A 17346-nucleotide genomic window follows, 5' to 3' on the forward strand; every position below is an offset into this window, starting at 1 on the left:
GTAAGCGTTCCATAAACCCCACCGATTTGAAGTGGGCGGCGCAGTCAGCTAGATGACGACGGCGAACAGTTCCATGGCAGTAGGGCCTCGTAATCCTCAACCGAGGACGCTGTTGGCAAGCGCTCAAGCGCGTGGCGCAGCCACGCATAAGGCTCTTGGCCGTTGGCTTTGGCTGTCTCGACCAAGCTATAAAGCTGAGCGCTGGCCTTCGCGCCTCTAGGCGTGTCGCTAAAAAGCCAGTTCTTTCTTCCGATCACGAAGGGGCGGATGGCTCGTTCGGCCCCGTTGTTGTCGATAGGCAGGTAGCCTTCCTCGACATACCGTTCAAGCTTGTCCCAGTTGTTTGCCAGGTAGGTAACTGCTTTGCCAAGTGCATTCTGCGTAGTCACATAGGGCAGCGTTTTGTGCAGCCACTCTCTGAGTTGTCCCATTACGTGGCAGCTCAAGTCCTGGCGAGCTTTTTTGCGCGCCTCATCGCTTTTCTCTTTGTAAGCGATTTCGATACCGTACAGTTTGCTGATCAGTTTCAACGCGACATCTGCCCGTCCCGTCTTGCCTTTGGGTTGCACTTTTTGTGCCTCAACGAACTTGCGACGAGCATGGGCCCAGCATCCCAGGCGCTCAATGCCAGGTTGAGCACCTAGCGCGTTGTAACCGGCGTAATCATCGGTCATGAGATAGCCACGATAGCCATCAAGCAGACGTGCAGGTACATCCTGCGCTCGGCTGGTGGAGTAGTCGAAAAGAATCACAGGCTTATCGGGCGGGCCGCCGGTTTGAACCCACATCCATGACTGGCTGCTCGGCTCTCGGTCAGGCTCTTTCAGCACCTGCACACGAGTTTCATCGCAGTGGATGACACGGCTGGCCAACAGGTTGTCGCGCATTAAATTCAGGAGTGGCTGGAAGTGCTCGCCGCACTGGATAACCCAGCGTGCCAAGGTCTGACGAGGGATATCGATGCCATGGCGACCCAGTACATTTTCAAAGCGGTGAAGTGGCAAGCCGTCCACGTATTTGGTGGTCAGCAGCATCGCCAGAACGCTTGGACTGGCCATGCTTTTTTCAATCAACTGGGCTGGTTTATCCGCAGTGACCGGCGCCGTTTCGCAGTCGCGACAGCCGTAGACTTTACGAACGTGTTTGATGACCCGAATCTGCATCGGCACGATTTCAAGTTGCTCGCTGACTTCTTCGCCAATCGCGTGTTTACGGCAGCCGCAGACGCAGCTCAGTTCATGCTCGGGAAGTTCGTGGATGACTTCGATACGTGGCAGGTCAGCAGGCAGCGGCTTGCGTTTACCCCGACGTTTGATGGGTGAGACGACCTCTTCATCAGCATCTTCGCCGGCAGGTTCGGCAACGCTTTCCGCTTCGTTGAAAAAGGCCATCTGTGGCGTAGCAGGGTCGGCCGCTTGCTCGGACTTGCGGCCAAACAAACGCTGACGTAGCAGCGCATTTTCCTCCTCCAACAAACCGACCCGCGACTGCATCTGCGCAAGCATTTGCTTGAGCAATTGGGGATCGTCGGGGAGGTTTTCGGGCATGGAGTGCATGCCCTGGATTATACCGAATCAGGCCACAAATCGCGGCGTCAAAACCTGATGAGGGCGGTTACGCCAGAGGTCAAAGCCGTCGAGCATCCAGTTGAGTTCCTGAACAGTCAGGACAATCGCCGCGTCGGTGGCATCTGGCGAAGTTTTGAATCGCTCGGACTCCAAGCGTTTTAGCCAAAGGCAGAAGCCGTTGCGCTCCCAGTACAAAATTTTCACTCGATTACGTGGCTTATTGAGGAAGACGAAGAGCACCGGGTCGAAAACGGCGACCTTGATGTCCAGCTCAACCAAGGCAGCCAGGCCGTCGATGGATTTTCGGAAGTCGACCGGCTTGGGGTACAGATACACTTTTTCGACTTTGGCGTCGGGTCGCATCATGGCGAACGGGCTCCTGAGAGAATCGGGAGCACAGCATCCGACATCAGCTTAGCGCTTTGAATGTGGGGTTCATGGAGCGCTTACATACGAAGAGCATGGCGGGGATGGTTTCAACGATGTTGGGGGTTTCGTTAAGAAAAGAATACAGTCGCCCCTTTGGGTGACGAATATAAAAAACAAAACTGGGAATCCAATGCAAAGCCTAAATGCACATTAGCATGCTGATTCAGCGCAACTCGAGACACCTTTCCTTGAAGAGATAGAACATTCATACTGACGACCACAAAGCACATTCAATACAAAAAACCAGGAACGTTCATGTCACAATCCTCCGAGCTTAGGGGTGGCGCTGGCTTCAGCTACGAAGGGCTTGTAGCCTCAACCTTTTTAGCTGCGCTATTGACCAGGGCGGGACAACGACCGCTGAATATAAGCATTAACACCGTTAAGCTTCAACAATCACCTTTTGGCTCACCGCTTGACGACATAATCATTGTTTACGACGAACCCAACGCAACGGAAATGCACATCCAAGTGAAACGCTCCTTAAGAATTAGTGCGGCAAAAACCAACAAGGACTTTCGCGAGATCATAGTAAACTCTTGGAAAACCTTTAAAGCACCAAGCAACCGAGATGGACATGACCACTACGGCGGCGCAACTGATACCATCTCAAGATCAAGTATAAGAAAATTAAGAAAAGTAACTCAAGCGGCACAACACAGCCATGACGAAGCAGTGTTTTTCTCCAGAAACAAAGAAAATGACACTGCCAGCAAAGACTTCGACGCAACAATAAAAATCATAACAACCATACTAAGCGAAGCCAAAATAAAACACACAAATCTTGAATTATTTACATTTTTGAAAAAGCTAGTCATCTTGGAATTCGATGTAATGGTTCCAGAATCGAATATCCCGTCAAATACTATAAATGAGCTCCGCCACGTTCTACAGTCCCCCGATCGCGCCCCCGACCTATGGCACCATCTAAACAGCATAGCCCGAGCCGGTGGAGGGCAATCTGCAACCTATAGCCAGGCATCTCTTAAAGCACTCCTGCATCCCTTGTTCACGTTTAAAGATCTCTCCCCCGCCGCCGCATTGGCAACGAGTAACTCTCTGGTACAAAACTTGGCGCCAGACCTAAAACCTACAACTTGCGACATCGCCATCTCATATACAAAGACACAGCACACAAGAGTAGCATTAATCGCACTAATTACTACTAATGATCCGACCGGCCTCGCACAAGAAATAAAATCTTGGAAATACAAAATAGAGAGAAGTCCATTTCTTAACTCGCAACAGAAAGCGTCAACAAAGGCTATGTCTTTGACGCAACTATTCGAAAGGCCAGAGTTAGCCAATATCGTCCTCCACGATCTCGCTACAACCAGCTTCTCCGCATACATCTATTATGGAAAAGTTTCGGAGGGAACCGAGTCGGAACCCGACATACTTAAGAACAAACTTCTGGCCACATCCTTACTTCATAGACTCAGTAAAAAAAGCGAGACGACTGAACTCATCCATTCGGAGATAGAGCGCATCCACTCATTAGTGGAGACTGCTAAAAATGACATCCAGAAAAAATATCATCGAGCACTTGACGCGCAAATTTCGAAAAACCACAACATAAATCGAAAAGAGTTAATTGAACTTGCTGACTTAACGGCCAGCATAGTCGCCGACCATCTCAACAATGAAGACCCAACATCCCCCCAAGGGTACATAGGATATATCAAATCAAGAATCCGATACGGGGAAAATATAATATCCGGAGAGAAGCATAAAAGAGATAGAAACCCTCTCGCTTAAGCCTAATTAATCATAGACCAAATTTTCTTGGCAAACTGAGGCTCAATTGAATAAGCGTAAGCCACGAGCCCTTCTAGCTGAGTTCTCGTTGGCGCTATAGAGCTACTATCCGCAGAGAATTCAAAATGCTCGTCTCCGTATTTTTTTACAAAATGAGCGATAAGTCTGAGTTTTTTCTTCATCTGCTTTGGGAGCCTTGGCCTTTCATCATCCACTACTGAAAGGCCGGTCACGAATTGGCGAGCCCCGCGATGCTGTGTATAGCAGCCTTTACCTTGCAATTCAAAACCACAACCTTTCACTACCGCTTCTATATTAGACGAGCTCGGAGGCTTATCACCGGAAAAAGTTATATTATCAGCATATCTAGTATAAACAGAGGAAGTTACGCGAGCCACCTCTAACATCTGTAGATCTAAATTTCTACACACGATATTGGATACAGCAGGACTGCATCTTGTACCTTGTAATAGACGGCCATCTATTGTCGAAACTCTAGCCAATATATGAGCCACAGAAGAATGCCCCCCTATGGTCAAGAACGCCTGCTCTACCTGGCTCTCAGTTATCGCATTAAAAAAATTCTTAATATCAGCATGAACAATAATTTTTTTTAAAAGATGGTATTGTGCGTTAGTCAAGGTCGAGCGACCATACACGAACCCCTGAACATGTTGTCCGTGCTGTACGCTATTGGCAATAATCATCGCTATAGACCGATGAAGTTGAGCAAGCCAAAACTCTTTCGCCTTATATACCTCTCGGTACTCCCCCCTTCGTCCTTTTCCTCGTTTTGCTATCCTGATGATCTGATAGTAATCAGCTTGGCAAGGCGCGTGCACATACTGCTGAATAAGCTGAGCCTTCACCCCAACGACAAGTGAAAGGTCATCCAAGGTGTGAATATCATCAATTTTGGTAGCTGTCATAAGATGGGATACATAAGATGGTGGCTGGATGGAATATGTAAGACTTCAAGTGTCGAGTACGGACTCGTACCCACGGACATTAACCGCAGTCAGTCATCCAGCCACCACTTAGAAAAATACCACGAGCAAAGCGCAAAGGGGAAGATAGTATTCGGACGATTGCTGAGGAAATTTTGCTGTCTTAGCGTTCTGTAAGACAGACGACGAATCCGACTCGTCGTTGTTTTGATACCCGAACCAGCTACGAAAACCTGCACAGAGTATCCCTCTCAGCGTTGAGCAGATCTAATGACCCAAGTCGCAATGTAATACAGATTTGAGACGGGGGCACCTGCAACAACCCAGCTGGAGAGATTCTCTCTCAGGCGAAAAATCCGAAGCGAAGCAATGCAAAGCGAGGATCCAGGTGCTCCATCGCATCTACAGGAGTTAGTGATCAACACATCCAGTCTGAACTGGAGATCGTTCAGTTGGACTTACAGCAGCCATGGGGCGCTAGATCTGCAAATTGATTCAGTCCAGCTCGTAAGCCTTTGTAGGCTGCTCAGATGCCCTAAAAATGCCCTAAACCAAACGCCAAAACGACTAAGCCCCTGAAATGTTCAACCATTTCAGGGGCTTAGTCGTATTCAATAATGGCGGAGAGATAGGGATTTGAACCCTAGGTACTGTCGCCAGTACAACGGATTTCGAATCCGTCCCGTTCGGCCACTCCGGCATCTCTCCAGTGGCGCGCATCATACCAGCACATTTGCCGGAAGCGAACCCCCGAGCGAAATTTTTTCCGTGCTATCAGATGCTTGCGTCGATTACAGCGGTACACCCAGGCGCTGAGCGACTTCTTCGTAGGCTTCGATGACGTCACCGAGGCCCTGGCGGAAGCGGTCCTTGTCCATCTTCTTCTTGGTGTCCTTGTCCCACAGGCGGCAGCCGTCCGGGCTGAATTCGTCGCCCAGGACGATGGAGCCGTCGCTGAACACGCCGAACTCAAGCTTGAAGTCCACCAGCAACAGGCCGGCGTCGTCGAACAGCTTGGTCAGCACGTCATTGACCTTGAGGGACAATTCCTTCATGCGGGCCAGTTGCTCGGCGGTGCCCCAACCGAATGCCACGACGTGGGATTCGTTGATGAACGGGTCGCCCTTGGCGTCATCCTTCAGGAACAGCTCGAAGGTGTAGGGGTTGAGCTTCATGCCCTCTTCCACGCCCAGGCGCTTGACCAGGCTGCCGGCGGCGTAGTTACGCACGACGCATTCGACCGGGATCATGTCCAGCTTCTTGACCAGGCATTCGTTGTCGCCCAGCAGCTTGTCGAACTGGGTCGGCACGCCGGCGGCTTCGAGTTTTTGCATGATGAAGGCGTTGAACTTGTTGTTCACCATGCCCTTGCGGTCCAGCTGTTCGATGCGCTTGCCGTCGAACGCCGAAGTGTCGTTGCGAAACAGCAGGATCAAGCGGTCAGCGTCGTCGGTCTTGTAAACCGATTTGGCTTTGCCGCGGTAGAGTTCTTCACGTTTTTCCATGATGGGCTCCGCTTGCTAAGTAGTGGGCTAGGCGATATGTCGCCAGTCGAGCCCTGAATCTTGATCGGCCAGTTGCAGCCAGTCCGGGTCGCACCCGAGGGTGTCGACGAAACATTGCCGGGCCAGCTGCGGCAGGTTGTTCTTGCTGCTCAGATGGGCCAGGACCAGATGTTGCAGGCCTTGCCAGCCCAACTCGGCCACCAGGAACGCTGCCTGGTGGTTGTTCAAATGTCCGTGTTCCCCGCCAACCCGCTGCTTGAGGAAGTACGGGTAGTAACCACGGGCCAGCATGTCACGGCAGTGGTTGGACTCGATCATCAACGCATCGAGGTCCCGGTAACTGTCCATCACCCTGTCGCAATACGACCCCAGGTCGGTGAGCAGCCCGAAGCGCCGCTCGCCGTCGCTGAACACATATTGCGTCGGTTCCCGGGCATCGTGCGCCACGCTGACCACACTGATGTCCAGGCTACCGATACGCAGTGGCTCGCCACCGACCACGAAGCCGGCTGGCTCGATGGGTTTGCGCAGGCCAGCCAGTGTCCCACGACTCAGGTACACCGGCAGATTGTAGCGCCGAGACAGCAAACCCACGCCATGCACGTGATCGGCATGTTCGTGGGTTACGAGTATCGCGCTCAGTTGCGCCGGGTGCACACCCAGGCGCAACAGGCGCTTCTCGGTTTCCCGCAGGGAGAAACCACAATCGACCAACACGTACGTGCCAGCGCTGGCGACCAGCGTGCCGTTGCCCTGGCTACCGCTGCCGAGAACGGCGAAACGCATCGGATCAGCCCAGGTTATCCTGAATCACGCTCAATACCTTGCGGGCCACATCGGCCGGCGCCACGGTGTTGATGTTCTTCTCGACGGTGACCTGGACGCTTTCGCCGACCTTGCTCAGGCGAACCTGGTAACGCTCGGCGCGGGCTTCGATCTCTTCCTTGTCCGGCTTGCTGCCGAACAGGCCGCTGAAGAAGCCAGGCTTGTCGTCTTTCTTCTCGGCCTTCTCGGCGAGGTTGATGTAGTACAGGCCCAGGCTGCGGTTGATGTCCTCAACGCGCCACTCACCCTGTTCCAACGCACGACCAACACTCGACCAGGCACGGTCCAGGTCGGAGCCGACGTTGAGCACCGGGTTGCCGCTGCCGTCTTCGCTCAGGCTGACGCGGCTCGGCGCATCGAATTCCTTGGACGCCAGCATCGAGACCGAACCACCCTGCTCTGCCGTACGGCTCATGCTGGCGAGCATGTCGTCCACCAGCGCAGCGTCGAGGCCGGTGTTGACCGAACGGTTGGTGAAGGCCACGTCGGCGGTGCTGCCGGCAGGACGCTCGGCGCTGACCACATAGATTTCACTGGTGTTGCGCTGCACGCCCGGCTCGATACGCACCCGCACGCGGGTTTCGCTGTCAGCCGCGACACCGGCGGCGCTCAAGCGCTTGGCCATGGCGGCAGACAGTTCATCGGAACGCTGCCAGGTGGTGGTGAACTCGCCGGTCTGCGGGCGCTGTTCGTCCAGGCGGAAACCGTTGTCCTGGAAGAACTGGATCGCCACCGGCCAGACTTCGGCTGGCGGATGCTGGCCCATGACCCAGCTGGAATCGCCACTCTTCTGCAGGGTGTAGTCGCTGGCGTCGGCCACGGCCGACAGCGGCTGTGGACGAGGGACGACGTATTCGCCCTTGACGCTGTCGTCCGCGACGTTGCGCGGAATCGGCAGCAGCGGATCCAGGCGCTTGGCGACGTTGACGTCTTGCGGCAGTTGCATCGGTGCAGTCTGTTGCGCTTGCAGGTAATCGCTACCACGATCGCGGAAGTAACCTTCCGGCCCCCAGATCCATCCGCAGCCGCTGGTGCTGGAGATAATCAAGGCAAGTGCGGAAAGTCCGGCCATTCGCTTCATGCGTTGTACTTCCTCAATTAAACCAGGACGCCGGACTGGCGCAGGGCCTGCCGCAGCGGTTCGTGACAGGGAGTGCTCAGCCAGGTCAGTGGCAGGCGGATACCTTCGTGCATCAGGCCCATTTCGACCAAGGCCCATTTCACCGGAATCGGGTTGGCCTCGATGAACAGGTCCTTGTGCAGCGGCATCAGTTTTTCGTTGATGGCCCGAGCGGTCTCGGCGTCGCCCTTGAGCGCGGCCTCGCACAGGTCGGCCATTTCGCGCGGGGCAACGTTGGCGGTGACGGAGATGTTGCCCTTGCCACCCAGCAGGATCAGCTCGACCGCTGTCGGATCATCCCCGGACAGCACGATGAAGTCCTTGCTCACGCCATCGAGGATGGCCTTGGCGCGCTTCATGTCGCCGGTGGCTTCCTTGATGCCGATGATGTTCGGCACGGTGGACAGGCGGATCACGGTCTCGGCCTGCATGTCGCAGGAGGTGCGGCCGGGAACGTTGTAGAGAATCTGCGGGATGTCGACGGCTTCGGCGATGTGCTTGAAGTGCTGGTACAAGCCTTCCTGGGTTGGCTTGTTGTAGTACGGGACGACCAGCAGGCAGGCGTCGGCACCGGCTTCCTTGGCGTTGCGGGTCAGCTCGACGGCTTCGCGAGTCGAGTTGGCGCCAGTACCGGCGATGACGGGGATGCGACCGTTGACCTGCTTGACCACGGCGCGGATGACTTCGATGTGCTCATTGACGTCGAGGGTTGCCGACTCGCCGGTGGTACCGACGGCGACAATGGCATGGGTGCCGTTCTCAAGGTGGAAGTCCACGAGTTTGCTGAGGCTGGCCCAGTCAAGATGCCCTTGTGCATCCATGGGTGTGACCAGTGCCACCATACTGCCCGCAATCATGAAACCGCTCCTGCCGGAAAAAGAGAGCGGTAATGGTACTGGCGCCAAGATGCTTGTACAAGCGAACTACCATTCCCCTGGGCGATGGTTTTCGCTACCCTTCAGGCTTTGATCGGTACCGACAAGCTCATACGCCGGTTTCCAGCCTCCGTTTTCGACGCCACAAGCCCCGATCCCGGGTTTGTCCTGGTGCATTCCCGCTGTCGCGGAATGCAGCGCAACCCCGGGCACAAGGCTTGAGCCGTTCGTTTTCCCGGGCCGGGCGCTGTGTCGAGCGGCAAAGGTACCGACCGCTCATCGCTTTAGGAATGCTGCATGTCCACCCCCACAGTCCGCGAACAATTCCTTGTTATCAGTGCCCTTGGCGCCAACCCCATGGAGCTGACTAACGTCCTGTGCCGCGCCAGCCATGAAAATCGCTGCGCCGTCGTAACCTCACGCCTGACCCGCCATGGCGAATGCAGTGCACTCGTGCTCGAGATCTCCGGCAGCTGGGACGCCCTGGCGCGCCTGGAAGGCAGCCTGCCGGTACTGGCCAAGAAGCATGCCTTTACCGTCAACGTCGTGCGCAGCGCCGCCCTGGAGAACCGTCCCCAGGCCCTGCCCTATGTGGCCTACGTGAGCTCGGCCTACCGTCCGGACATCATCAATGAGCTGTGCCAGTTCTTCATGGACCACCACGTCGAGCTGGAGAACCTGACCTGCGACACCTATCAGGCCCCACAGACCGGCGGCACCATGCTCAACGCCACGTTCACCGTGACCCTGCCCGCCGGCACCCAGATCAGTTGGCTGCGCGATCAGTTCCTGGACTTCGCCGATGCGATGAACCTGGATGCGCTGATCGAACCGTGGCGCCCACAAAACCCAATGTAAGGAAGCATTCATGGCCGTTGCCGTCGACCAGCCGGTTACCGATTTCCAGGCGCCCGCCACCAGCGGACAGACCATCAGCCTCGCCGCCCTCAAGGGCAAGCAGGTGGTGATCTATTTCTACCCCAAGGACAGCACGCCCGGCTGCACCACCGAAGGCCAGGGCTTTCGCGATCAGTACGCGCAATTCCAGGCCGCCAACACCGAAGTGTTCGGCGTCTCCCGGGACAGCCTCAAGTCCCACGAGAATTTCAAGTGCAAGCAGGAGTTCCCGTTCGAACTGATCAGCGACAAGGACGAGGCGGTCTGCCAGCTGTTCGACGTGATCAAGCTGAAAAAGCTCTACGGCAAGGAATACCTGGGCGTTGACCGCAGCACCTTCCTGATCGACAAGAACGGCGTGCTGCGCCAGGAATGGCGTGGCGTGAAGGTGCCGGGGCATGTGGATGCGGTGTTGGCGGCGGCCCAGGCCCTCAACAAGGGCTGAAACTGTCGCTGGCTGTACTGGCGCTATCGCGAGCAAGCTCGCTCCCACAGCGGATTGGTGGTGTTAATCAATCCCGTGTGGGAGCGAGCTTGCTCGCGATGAGGCCATCCGCCTCACCCCATCGGTCAAAGCTACAACAACGGCGCGACAACCGGCTCCTTGCTCGGCCACGCATCCAGCACCGCCTTGAACAGCGTCGCCAGCGGAATCGCAAAGAACACCCCCCAGAATCCCCACAGCCCGCCAAACAGCAACACCGCACAGATGATCGCCACCGGATGCAGGTTCACCGCCTCGGAGAACAGCAGCGGCACCAGCACGTTGCCGTCCAGGGTCTGGATGATCCCGTAGACCGCCATCAGGTAAATGAACTGATCGCTCCAGCCCCACTGGAACAGCGCAATCAAGGCCACCGGCACGGTCACCACCACGGTACCGACGTAAGGCACCACCACCGAAATGCCCACCAGCAGCGCCAGCAGGGCGGCGTAATTGAGCCCCATGGTCACGAAACCGATATAGGTCACGCCGCCGCAGATGAAAATCTCAATGACTTTTCCGCGAATGTAATTGGCGATCTGCCGATTCATCTCCTGGGCCACTCGGGTGATCAGCGCCCGCTCACGAGGCAGGTAGCCACGCACCCAACGCCCGATCATTTCCCGGTCCTTGAGAAAGAAGAACACCAGGATCGGTACCAGCACCAGGTAGATCATGATGTTGACCAGAAGCGGCAGGCTGGACAGCGAGAACGTCAGCGCCCATTGGCCGAACTTGCCGATCTCGCCGCGCACCACTTCGATGGTCTGCAACACCTGCTCATCGGACACCAGGTGTGGATAACGCTCAGGCAGCAGCAATAGCAGGGACTGCCACTTGGCGAGCATCCCCGGCAACTCGTTGAACAAGGTCACCAACTGGTGCCAGAGCAACGGCACGATTACCACGATAAACACCACCAGCACGCCCATGAACAGGGCAAACACCAGCCCGACTGCCGCAGTGCCGGGCAGCCGCAAGCGCTCCAGCGTCGTGACCAGCCCCTGCATGAGATACGCCAGCACCATGCCCGCCAGCACCGGCGCCAGCATGCCGCCCAGGGTCAGCACGGCGGTAAACGCCAGGAACAACAGCACTGCCAGAACCACCGCCTCTTCATCGGAGAAGTAACGCTGAATCCAATCGCGTAACACTTTGAACATTAAAAATCCTTAAGAGACGCTATCGGTTTTTTCAGGCCTTTTTCAGCCAGTAACGGTAGACGCCATTTTCGTCTTCTTCACGCAGCAGCGTATGACCGGCCAATCGGGCGAAGGTGCGAAAGTCACGTTGCGAGCCTGCATCCGTGGCGATCACCTTGAGCACACTGCCGCTGGCCAGGCGATTGAGTTCCAGCTTGGCCTTGAGCAACGGCAACGGACAATTCAGGCCGCTGGCGTCCAGTTCGGCATCGTGGGCTACAGCATCAGTCATGGGTTCGCTCCGCGGCAGATCGTTGAGCGGCCTAGAATATCTGGTCCCGGGCCTGGTGTCCGGCTACAGTAGGGTCTTTGTCAACTAAGGCTTCGTGCATGACATTTCTGCGCCCCACCCTGCTGACGCTCGCTTGCCTGCTTGCCTCACCGGGCTTCGCCGACGACTTGCCGTCACTTGGCGATGCCAGTTCTGCCATCGTCTCGCCAGAACAGGAGCACCAACTGGGCCGCGCCTGGCTGGCCCTGCTGCGCAGCCAGGTTTCACAGCTCAACGATCCACAGCTCAAGGACTACGTCGAAACCAGCGTCTACAAGCTGGTGGAAACCAGCCAGGTCAACGACCGGCGCCTGGAGTTCATCCTGATCAACAGCCCGCAGCTCAACGCCTTCGCCGCACCGGGCGGGATCGTCGGGGTCAACGGCGGCCTGTTCCTCAACGCACAGACCGAAGGCGAATACGCCTCCGTCATGGCCCACGAACTGGCGCACTTGTCGCAGCGCCACTTCGCCCGCGGCGTCGAAGCCCAGCAACGCATGCAGGTACCGATGATGGCGGCGCTGCTGGCTGGCATCGTGATTGCCGCCGCCGGTGGCGGTGACGCCGGGATCGCGGCCATCGCCGGGACCCAGGCTGCCGCCATCCAGGAACAACGGCGCTTCTCGCGCCAGAACGAACAGGAAGCCGATCGCATCGGCATCCAGAACCTCGAGAAGGCCGGCTACGACCCGCGGTCCATGCCGACCATGTTCGAGCGCCTGATGCGCCAGTATCGGTTCGACGCCAGGCCGCCGGAATTCCTGCTGACTCACCCGGTGACCGAATCGCGGATCGCCGACACCCGCAACCGCGCCGAACAGGCCAAGCCCGGCGGCATCGAAGACAGCGTTCGCTATCAATTGATTCGCGCGCGAGTCCAGTTGATCTACGAAGAAACCCCGGGCCTGGGCGCCAAACGCTTCCGGGCGCAGCTGGATGAGAATCCGAAGAACGACGTGGCCCGCTATGGCCTGGCGATCGCGCAGATCAAGGGCGGGCAGTTGAATGACGCACGGGAGAATCTCAAGCCGTTGCTGGCCAAATCGCCCAACGAGATCATCTACAACCTCGCCCAGGTGGACCTGGACATCACCGGCAACAAACTGGCCGACGCTCAATCCCGCGTCGACCGGATGCTGAGCCAGTACCCGGGCAACTATCCGCTGAACCAGGTACGCGTCGACCTGCTGCTCAAGCAGAACCGCCCCGCCGATGCCGAGAAAGCCCTGGAAACCTTGCTCAAGTCGCGCCCGGACGATCCGGACGTCTGGTACATGGTGGCCGAGACCCGCGGGCTGTCAGGCAACATCATTGGCCTGCATCAGGCCCGTGCCGAGTACTTCGCCCTGGTGGGCGACTACCGTCAGGCCATCCAGCAACTGGACTTCGCCAAACGGCGCGCCGGCACCAATTTCCCCCTGTCGTCGCGCATCGATGCCCGCCAGCGGGAACTCATGGAGCAGGAACGCATGGTCAAGGACATGATGGGCTGAGCATTCGCCAGGCATAAAAAAACCGCCTCTTTCGAGGCGGTTTTTTTCAGCGGCTAACCGATCATTCGGCCAGCTTGAAGGTGATGAAGCTCGCACGCCCCTGACGCAGGACCCGCATCGACACCGAACGATTCTTCGGCAATGCCTTGGCAATGTCGGTGAATTCCTTGGCCGAACCGATGGCCTGGTTGTTCAGGTGCGTGATGATGTCGCCCGGCTGCAGACCGATCAACGCGGCAGGACCGTCCTGCACTTCCTTGATCACCACACCGCCCTGGAGCTCCAGGGTGCGCTTCTGCTCTTCGGTCAGCTCGGCCACGGCCACGCCCAGGCGGTTGCTGCTGCGCTCGACGCCGGACTTGGGCAGCGAATCCAGCTCCTTGCCCTCTTCAGGAATGGCCCCGACGGTCAACTCTACATTCTTGCGCTTGCCCTCGCGAATCACTTCCAGATTGGCCTTGGCGCCAGCCTTGAGGGCCCCCACCAAGTGTGGCAGGTCGGCGGACATGACGATCGGCTGACCATTCATGCTCAGGATCACGTCACCCACTTGCAGACCGCCCTTGGCAGCCGGGCCACCTTCCTGGATCTGCGCCACCAGCGCACCGGCGGGTTTATCCAGCCCGAACGACTCGGCCAGGTCCTTGTTCACTTCCTGGATCACCACGCCCAACCAGCCACGGCTGACCTTGCCTTCGCTCTTCAGTTGGTTGGAGACGTCCATGGCAACGTCGATCGGAATCGCGAAGGACACGCCCATGAAGCCGCCCGAACGGGTGTAGATCTGGGAATTGATGCCAACCACTTCACCGTTGAGGTTGAACAACGGGCCACCGGAGTTACCCGGGTTGATCGGCACGTCGGTCTGGATGAACGGCACGTAGTTTTCGTTCGGCAGGCTGCGACCGATGGCGCTGACAATACCCTGGGTCACGGTGTGGTCGAAGCCGAACGGCGAACCGATAGCCACGACCCATTGGCCGGCTTTCAGATCCTGGGATTTGCCCAGCTTGAGCACCGGCAGGTCCTTGCCTTCGATTTTCAACAGCGCCACGTCGGAACGTGGGTCGGTGCCGATCAGCTTGGCCTTGAGCTCGCTGCGGTCGGCCAGGCGTACCAGGATTTCGTCGGCATCGGCGATCACATGGTTGTTGGTCAGGATGTAGCCATCAGGTGAAATGATGAAGCCCGACCCCAGGGATTGGGCTTCACGCTGACGGCCACCGCCGGGCGAACGGGGCTGTTGTGGCATGCCACGTTCAAAGAACTCCCGCAGCATCGGCGGCAGGCCTTCCAGGTCCGGCATCTGCTGGTCCGATACACGGCGATCCGGCAGCTTCTGGGTCGTGCTGATGTTCACCACGGCGGGTGAAGCCTGCTCGACCAGTTGCGTGAAATCAGGCAATTCGACCGCCACGGCAGGAACGGCCTGGCCGAGCACAAGCACGGTGGCAAAAATGGAGAGATAGGTTTTCAAGCGTGGTATCGACATACGGCTCCCGTTACGACGAGCATGGTTAAGCGATATGGAGCAAGGAATACCAGGGAAAGATACGCCGGTATTTTTGTTCCGGGAACAGACAAGGCCAGAGCCGAGCGGCTCTGACCTATAGAAAAAAAGCTGATTTTTTGCAAATGAAAATGCTGACAGGAAGTTTCGGCATTTCGATCAAGCCCTGGCATCATCAGCCTCTCGCGCAATCGAACCACCCGCGCCGTCAGCCGGCTATTGAGTCGCGGTGACGTCGGAGCGCATGGAAAGCGCGATCCGTTCCGCCGTACCGATAGGAATCTCACCGACCACCGTGACCATCATTTCGCCCTGGGGCGTCGTGAGCCTGCGAGAGACGGCAGCCGTCGGACCGAGTTGAGTACGGGTATCGGTGGCGTTGGCACCGTTCAACGGCTCCAGGAACACCGAGAAGCGCGCCAGGCCATCGTCGTACATCAAGCTGCTGACCTGGACCTGGGTGTCCGGGTCCTTGCGCATGACACTGCTGGTCAGTTCAAAGCCGGGCGGTAACCAATCCGAGTGCCAGGCGGCTTTCACCGCAACGGCCTTGCCGGGATCCTGCGCGACAGCCTTGCATTCGGCGCTGGCTTGCAGGTCGCCGTCCGTGGGAGCGGCGACGTTCAAGCGGGTGAACTGGAAACGTTCGAGCAACTGGCCCTTGTCATTGAGCAACAAGGACTTGAGCGGCAGGCCGGTCTCTTTGTCCAGGTGCAGCTCGAAGCCATAACGATGCTGGTCCTTGGGCGTCAACGCCACGATGACCGCTTGACGGCCGGCCACGCGCGACTTGCCTATGACAGCAAGGTCATACCAATTCTTGAGTTTTTGCGGATCAAGCGCACGTGAAGTGCCGTCCGGCGTATTGCCCAACCCCGCGATCAAGGAGCCGCTGACGCATTGAGTATGCCCATCAATGCGCAGGACTTCCTGTGCCGAGCCGTCGAGCTGAAGTAACCGCTCGCGGACTTTGCCATCCTGGACGCGATGCCAGATGTTATGGGTAGAAAAACTACCGTTGCGCTCGTAAACGAAAGTGCCCTGGAAGCTCTGCTGTTGCTCGGCTTGACTCAGGCGGTTCAACCAGTCCTGAGCCTCATCGGCATGGGCTGGAATCGCACACCAGCCACCAAGCAGAAGCGTGAATAGAGGTATGGCGCGCAATGGTTTTCCTTATTAACGGTTTTCCAGGCTGGCGGCACGGGCGTAAGGCAGCGCGCTTTCGGTACCTTTGAGCGCAGCTTGCTGGGCATGCTGACGCAGGTAGTTGGGCAGACGCTGATCATGCCAGCCGGGCTGGCCTTGCAGAACACCGTTGACCATGGGGCCTGCGGTTTCCGAACCTTCGCTGTAACCGGCCAATACCGCTGGGCCCTTGACCTGTGGAGCGGCCAAGCCAGGCTGGTTGGACTGCTGCGCCATTTGCACGCCGGCAATCTCATCCTGGTTGTACAGGCGCACACCGGCCAGTACGGCAACGGTGACCGACGCGGCTACCGCCAGGCGACCCAGGCTGCGCCATGGTCCGCGTGAAGCTTTTGCCGGTACGGCTTCGTCAGCCAATGCAGCAGAAACGGCCGCGGCGATGTCCAGGCGTGGAAGCAGCAAATCCTTGTGCATGACAGCCCGGGCGATCTGGTAACGAGCCCAGGTCTCACGTGTTTCAACATCGTCGAAGGCATTCAATACCCGACGCAATTCAAGTTCGTCCGCTTCGTTGTCCATAACTGCGGACAGCGATTCCTGCAGGGCTTCACGACTCATGGCGTTCCTCTCTTGGCTGTCGCCGCTGTCTCTAGTTTTCCTGCAACAAAGGTTGCAGGGCTTTATCGATGGCCTCCCGAGCGCGGAAAATCCGGGAGCGCACGGTGCCCACAGGACATTGCATGACGCTCGCAATGTCTTCGTAACTCAGACCGTCGAACTCACGTAAAGTTAAAGCCGTACGCAAATCTTCAGGCAGTTGCTGGATGGTTCGATGGACGGTGCCTTCAATCTCATCCCGCAGCAACGCACGTTCCGGTGATTCGAGATCCTTGAGGCCATGATCGCCATCATAGAACTCGGCATCCTCAGAACTTACATCACTATCCGGCGGCCGGCGGCCGCGTGAAACCAGATAGTTTTTCGCCGTGTTGATGGCGATGCGGTAAAGCCACGTATAAAACGCGCTGTCCCCGCGGAAATTACCAAGTGCGCGGTAGGCCTTGATGAAGGCTTCCTGAGCGACATCCTGCGCTTCATGGGTGTCGTGCACGAAACGCACGATCAACCCGAGAATTTTGTGCTGGTATTTCAGCACTAGCAGATCGAAAGCTCGCTTGTCGCCGCGTTGGACCCGCTCGACCAGCTGCTGATCCTCTTCCTGGGTTAGCATGAACACTCCTCGATAAGCTCGAAGGAGGCTTGCATTACTAATTGACCGGGCTTGCAAACATAGACTCGGGCTTTTCGCAAAAGTT

Annotated in this window: 17 protein-coding genes and 1 tRNA gene; 4 read left to right on the top strand and 14 right to left on the bottom strand. The window is 57.2% G+C overall.

Annotation, left to right across the window (positions count from 1 at the left end; translation table 11 throughout):
- Positions 1-44: 44 nt before the first annotated feature.
- Entirely contained in the window at positions 45-1556 is a 1512-nt protein-coding gene (locus BLP82_RS20955) for an IS66 family transposase (protein WP_092172509.1), read from the bottom strand.
- An 18-nt stretch (positions 1557-1574) separates the two neighbouring features.
- Positions 1575-1934, bottom strand: coding sequence for an IS66 family insertion sequence element accessory protein TnpB (gene tnpB / locus BLP82_RS20960; RefSeq protein ID WP_256576650.1), 360 nt, complete (start codon positions 1932-1934; stop codon positions 1575-1577).
- Positions 1935-2252: 318 nt separating this feature from the next.
- On the opposite strand from tnpB, the gene BLP82_RS20965 reads away from it, so the two are divergent.
- Positions 2253-3755 (top strand): hypothetical protein, encoded by a 1503-nt coding sequence (locus BLP82_RS20965; RefSeq protein ID WP_092172512.1) that lies wholly within the window; start codon positions 2253-2255, stop codon positions 3753-3755.
- A 2-nt stretch (positions 3756-3757) separates the two neighbouring features.
- Here BLP82_RS20965 and BLP82_RS20970 read toward each other — a convergent pair whose 3' ends face one another.
- From BLP82_RS20970 to dapA, 6 genes are all read right to left on the bottom strand, one after another.
- Positions 3758-4684, bottom strand: coding sequence for a reverse transcriptase family protein (locus tag BLP82_RS20970; protein ID WP_092172515.1), 927 nt, complete (start codon positions 4682-4684; stop codon positions 3758-3760).
- Between the two features lie 636 nt (positions 4685-5320).
- Positions 5321-5410, bottom strand: a tRNA-Ser gene (locus BLP82_RS20975).
- Positions 5411-5493: 83 nt separating this feature from the next.
- The gene (gene purC, locus BLP82_RS20980; RefSeq protein ID WP_030141208.1) at positions 5494-6207 is read right to left on the bottom strand and encodes a phosphoribosylaminoimidazolesuccinocarboxamide synthase; all 714 of its coding nucleotides are present in this window, start codon (positions 6205-6207) and stop codon (positions 5494-5496) included.
- A gap of 27 nt (positions 6208-6234) precedes the next feature.
- Complete coding sequence (locus tag BLP82_RS20985) at positions 6235-6993, bottom strand: MBL fold metallo-hydrolase (protein WP_072409899.1); 759 nt, start codon at positions 6991-6993, stop codon at positions 6235-6237.
- 4 nt (positions 6994-6997) lie between these two features.
- Entirely contained in the window at positions 6998-8113 is a 1116-nt protein-coding gene (bamC, locus tag BLP82_RS20990) for an outer membrane protein assembly factor BamC (RefSeq protein WP_092172518.1), read from the bottom strand.
- Positions 8114-8130: 17 nt separating this feature from the next.
- On the bottom strand, positions 8131-9009 hold the full coding sequence (dapA, locus tag BLP82_RS20995; protein WP_060738759.1) for a 4-hydroxy-tetrahydrodipicolinate synthase: 879 nt from the start codon (positions 9007-9009) through the stop codon (positions 8131-8133).
- A 315-nt stretch (positions 9010-9324) separates the two neighbouring features.
- Here dapA and BLP82_RS21000 point away from each other — a divergent pair, with 315 nt between their 5' ends.
- Positions 9325-9885: a glycine cleavage system transcriptional repressor gene (locus tag BLP82_RS21000; RefSeq protein ID WP_003184325.1), complete on the top strand. Its 561-nt coding sequence runs from the start codon at positions 9325-9327 to the stop codon at positions 9883-9885.
- Between the two features lie 10 nt (positions 9886-9895).
- On the top strand, positions 9896-10369 hold the full coding sequence (locus BLP82_RS21005) for a peroxiredoxin (RefSeq protein WP_024616115.1): 474 nt from the start codon (positions 9896-9898) through the stop codon (positions 10367-10369).
- A gap of 131 nt (positions 10370-10500) precedes the next feature.
- Here the strand turns inward: BLP82_RS21005 and BLP82_RS21010 are convergent, their stop codons facing one another.
- Complete coding sequence (locus BLP82_RS21010; protein ID WP_060738761.1) at positions 10501-11571, bottom strand: AI-2E family transporter; 1071 nt, start codon at positions 11569-11571, stop codon at positions 10501-10503.
- 31 nt (positions 11572-11602) lie between these two features.
- Positions 11603-11842 (bottom strand): sulfurtransferase TusA family protein, encoded by a 240-nt coding sequence (locus tag BLP82_RS21015; protein WP_053120054.1) that lies wholly within the window; start codon positions 11840-11842, stop codon positions 11603-11605.
- Positions 11843-11940: 98 nt separating this feature from the next.
- On the opposite strand from BLP82_RS21015, the gene BLP82_RS21020 reads away from it, so the two are divergent.
- The gene (locus BLP82_RS21020; protein ID WP_092172521.1) at positions 11941-13374 is read left to right on the top strand and encodes a M48 family metalloprotease; all 1434 of its coding nucleotides are present in this window, start codon (positions 11941-11943) and stop codon (positions 13372-13374) included.
- A 61-nt stretch (positions 13375-13435) separates the two neighbouring features.
- On the opposite strand, the gene BLP82_RS21025 is transcribed toward BLP82_RS21020, so the two are convergent.
- From BLP82_RS21025 to rpoE, 4 genes are all read right to left on the bottom strand, one after another.
- Positions 13436-14866, bottom strand: a complete 1431-nt coding sequence (locus BLP82_RS21025) for a DegQ family serine endoprotease (RefSeq protein ID WP_060738763.1) — start codon at positions 14864-14866, stop codon at positions 13436-13438.
- A 234-nt stretch (positions 14867-15100) separates the two neighbouring features.
- Entirely contained in the window at positions 15101-16048 is a 948-nt protein-coding gene (locus BLP82_RS21030; RefSeq protein ID WP_092172524.1) for a MucB/RseB C-terminal domain-containing protein, read from the bottom strand.
- 12 nt (positions 16049-16060) lie between these two features.
- Entirely contained in the window at positions 16061-16648 is a 588-nt protein-coding gene (locus BLP82_RS21035) for a sigma-E factor negative regulatory protein (protein WP_014337028.1), read from the bottom strand.
- A 31-nt stretch (positions 16649-16679) separates the two neighbouring features.
- Positions 16680-17261: an RNA polymerase sigma factor RpoE/AlgU gene (gene rpoE, locus BLP82_RS21040; RefSeq protein WP_003172477.1), complete on the bottom strand. Its 582-nt coding sequence runs from the start codon at positions 17259-17261 to the stop codon at positions 16680-16682.
- Between the last annotated feature and the right edge of the window lie 85 nt (positions 17262-17346).

Source organism: Pseudomonas sp. NFACC37-1 (genome assembly GCF_900101575.1).
In the GTDB taxonomy this organism is placed as follows: domain Bacteria; phylum Pseudomonadota; class Gammaproteobacteria; order Pseudomonadales; family Pseudomonadaceae; genus Aquipseudomonas; species Aquipseudomonas fluorescens_AA.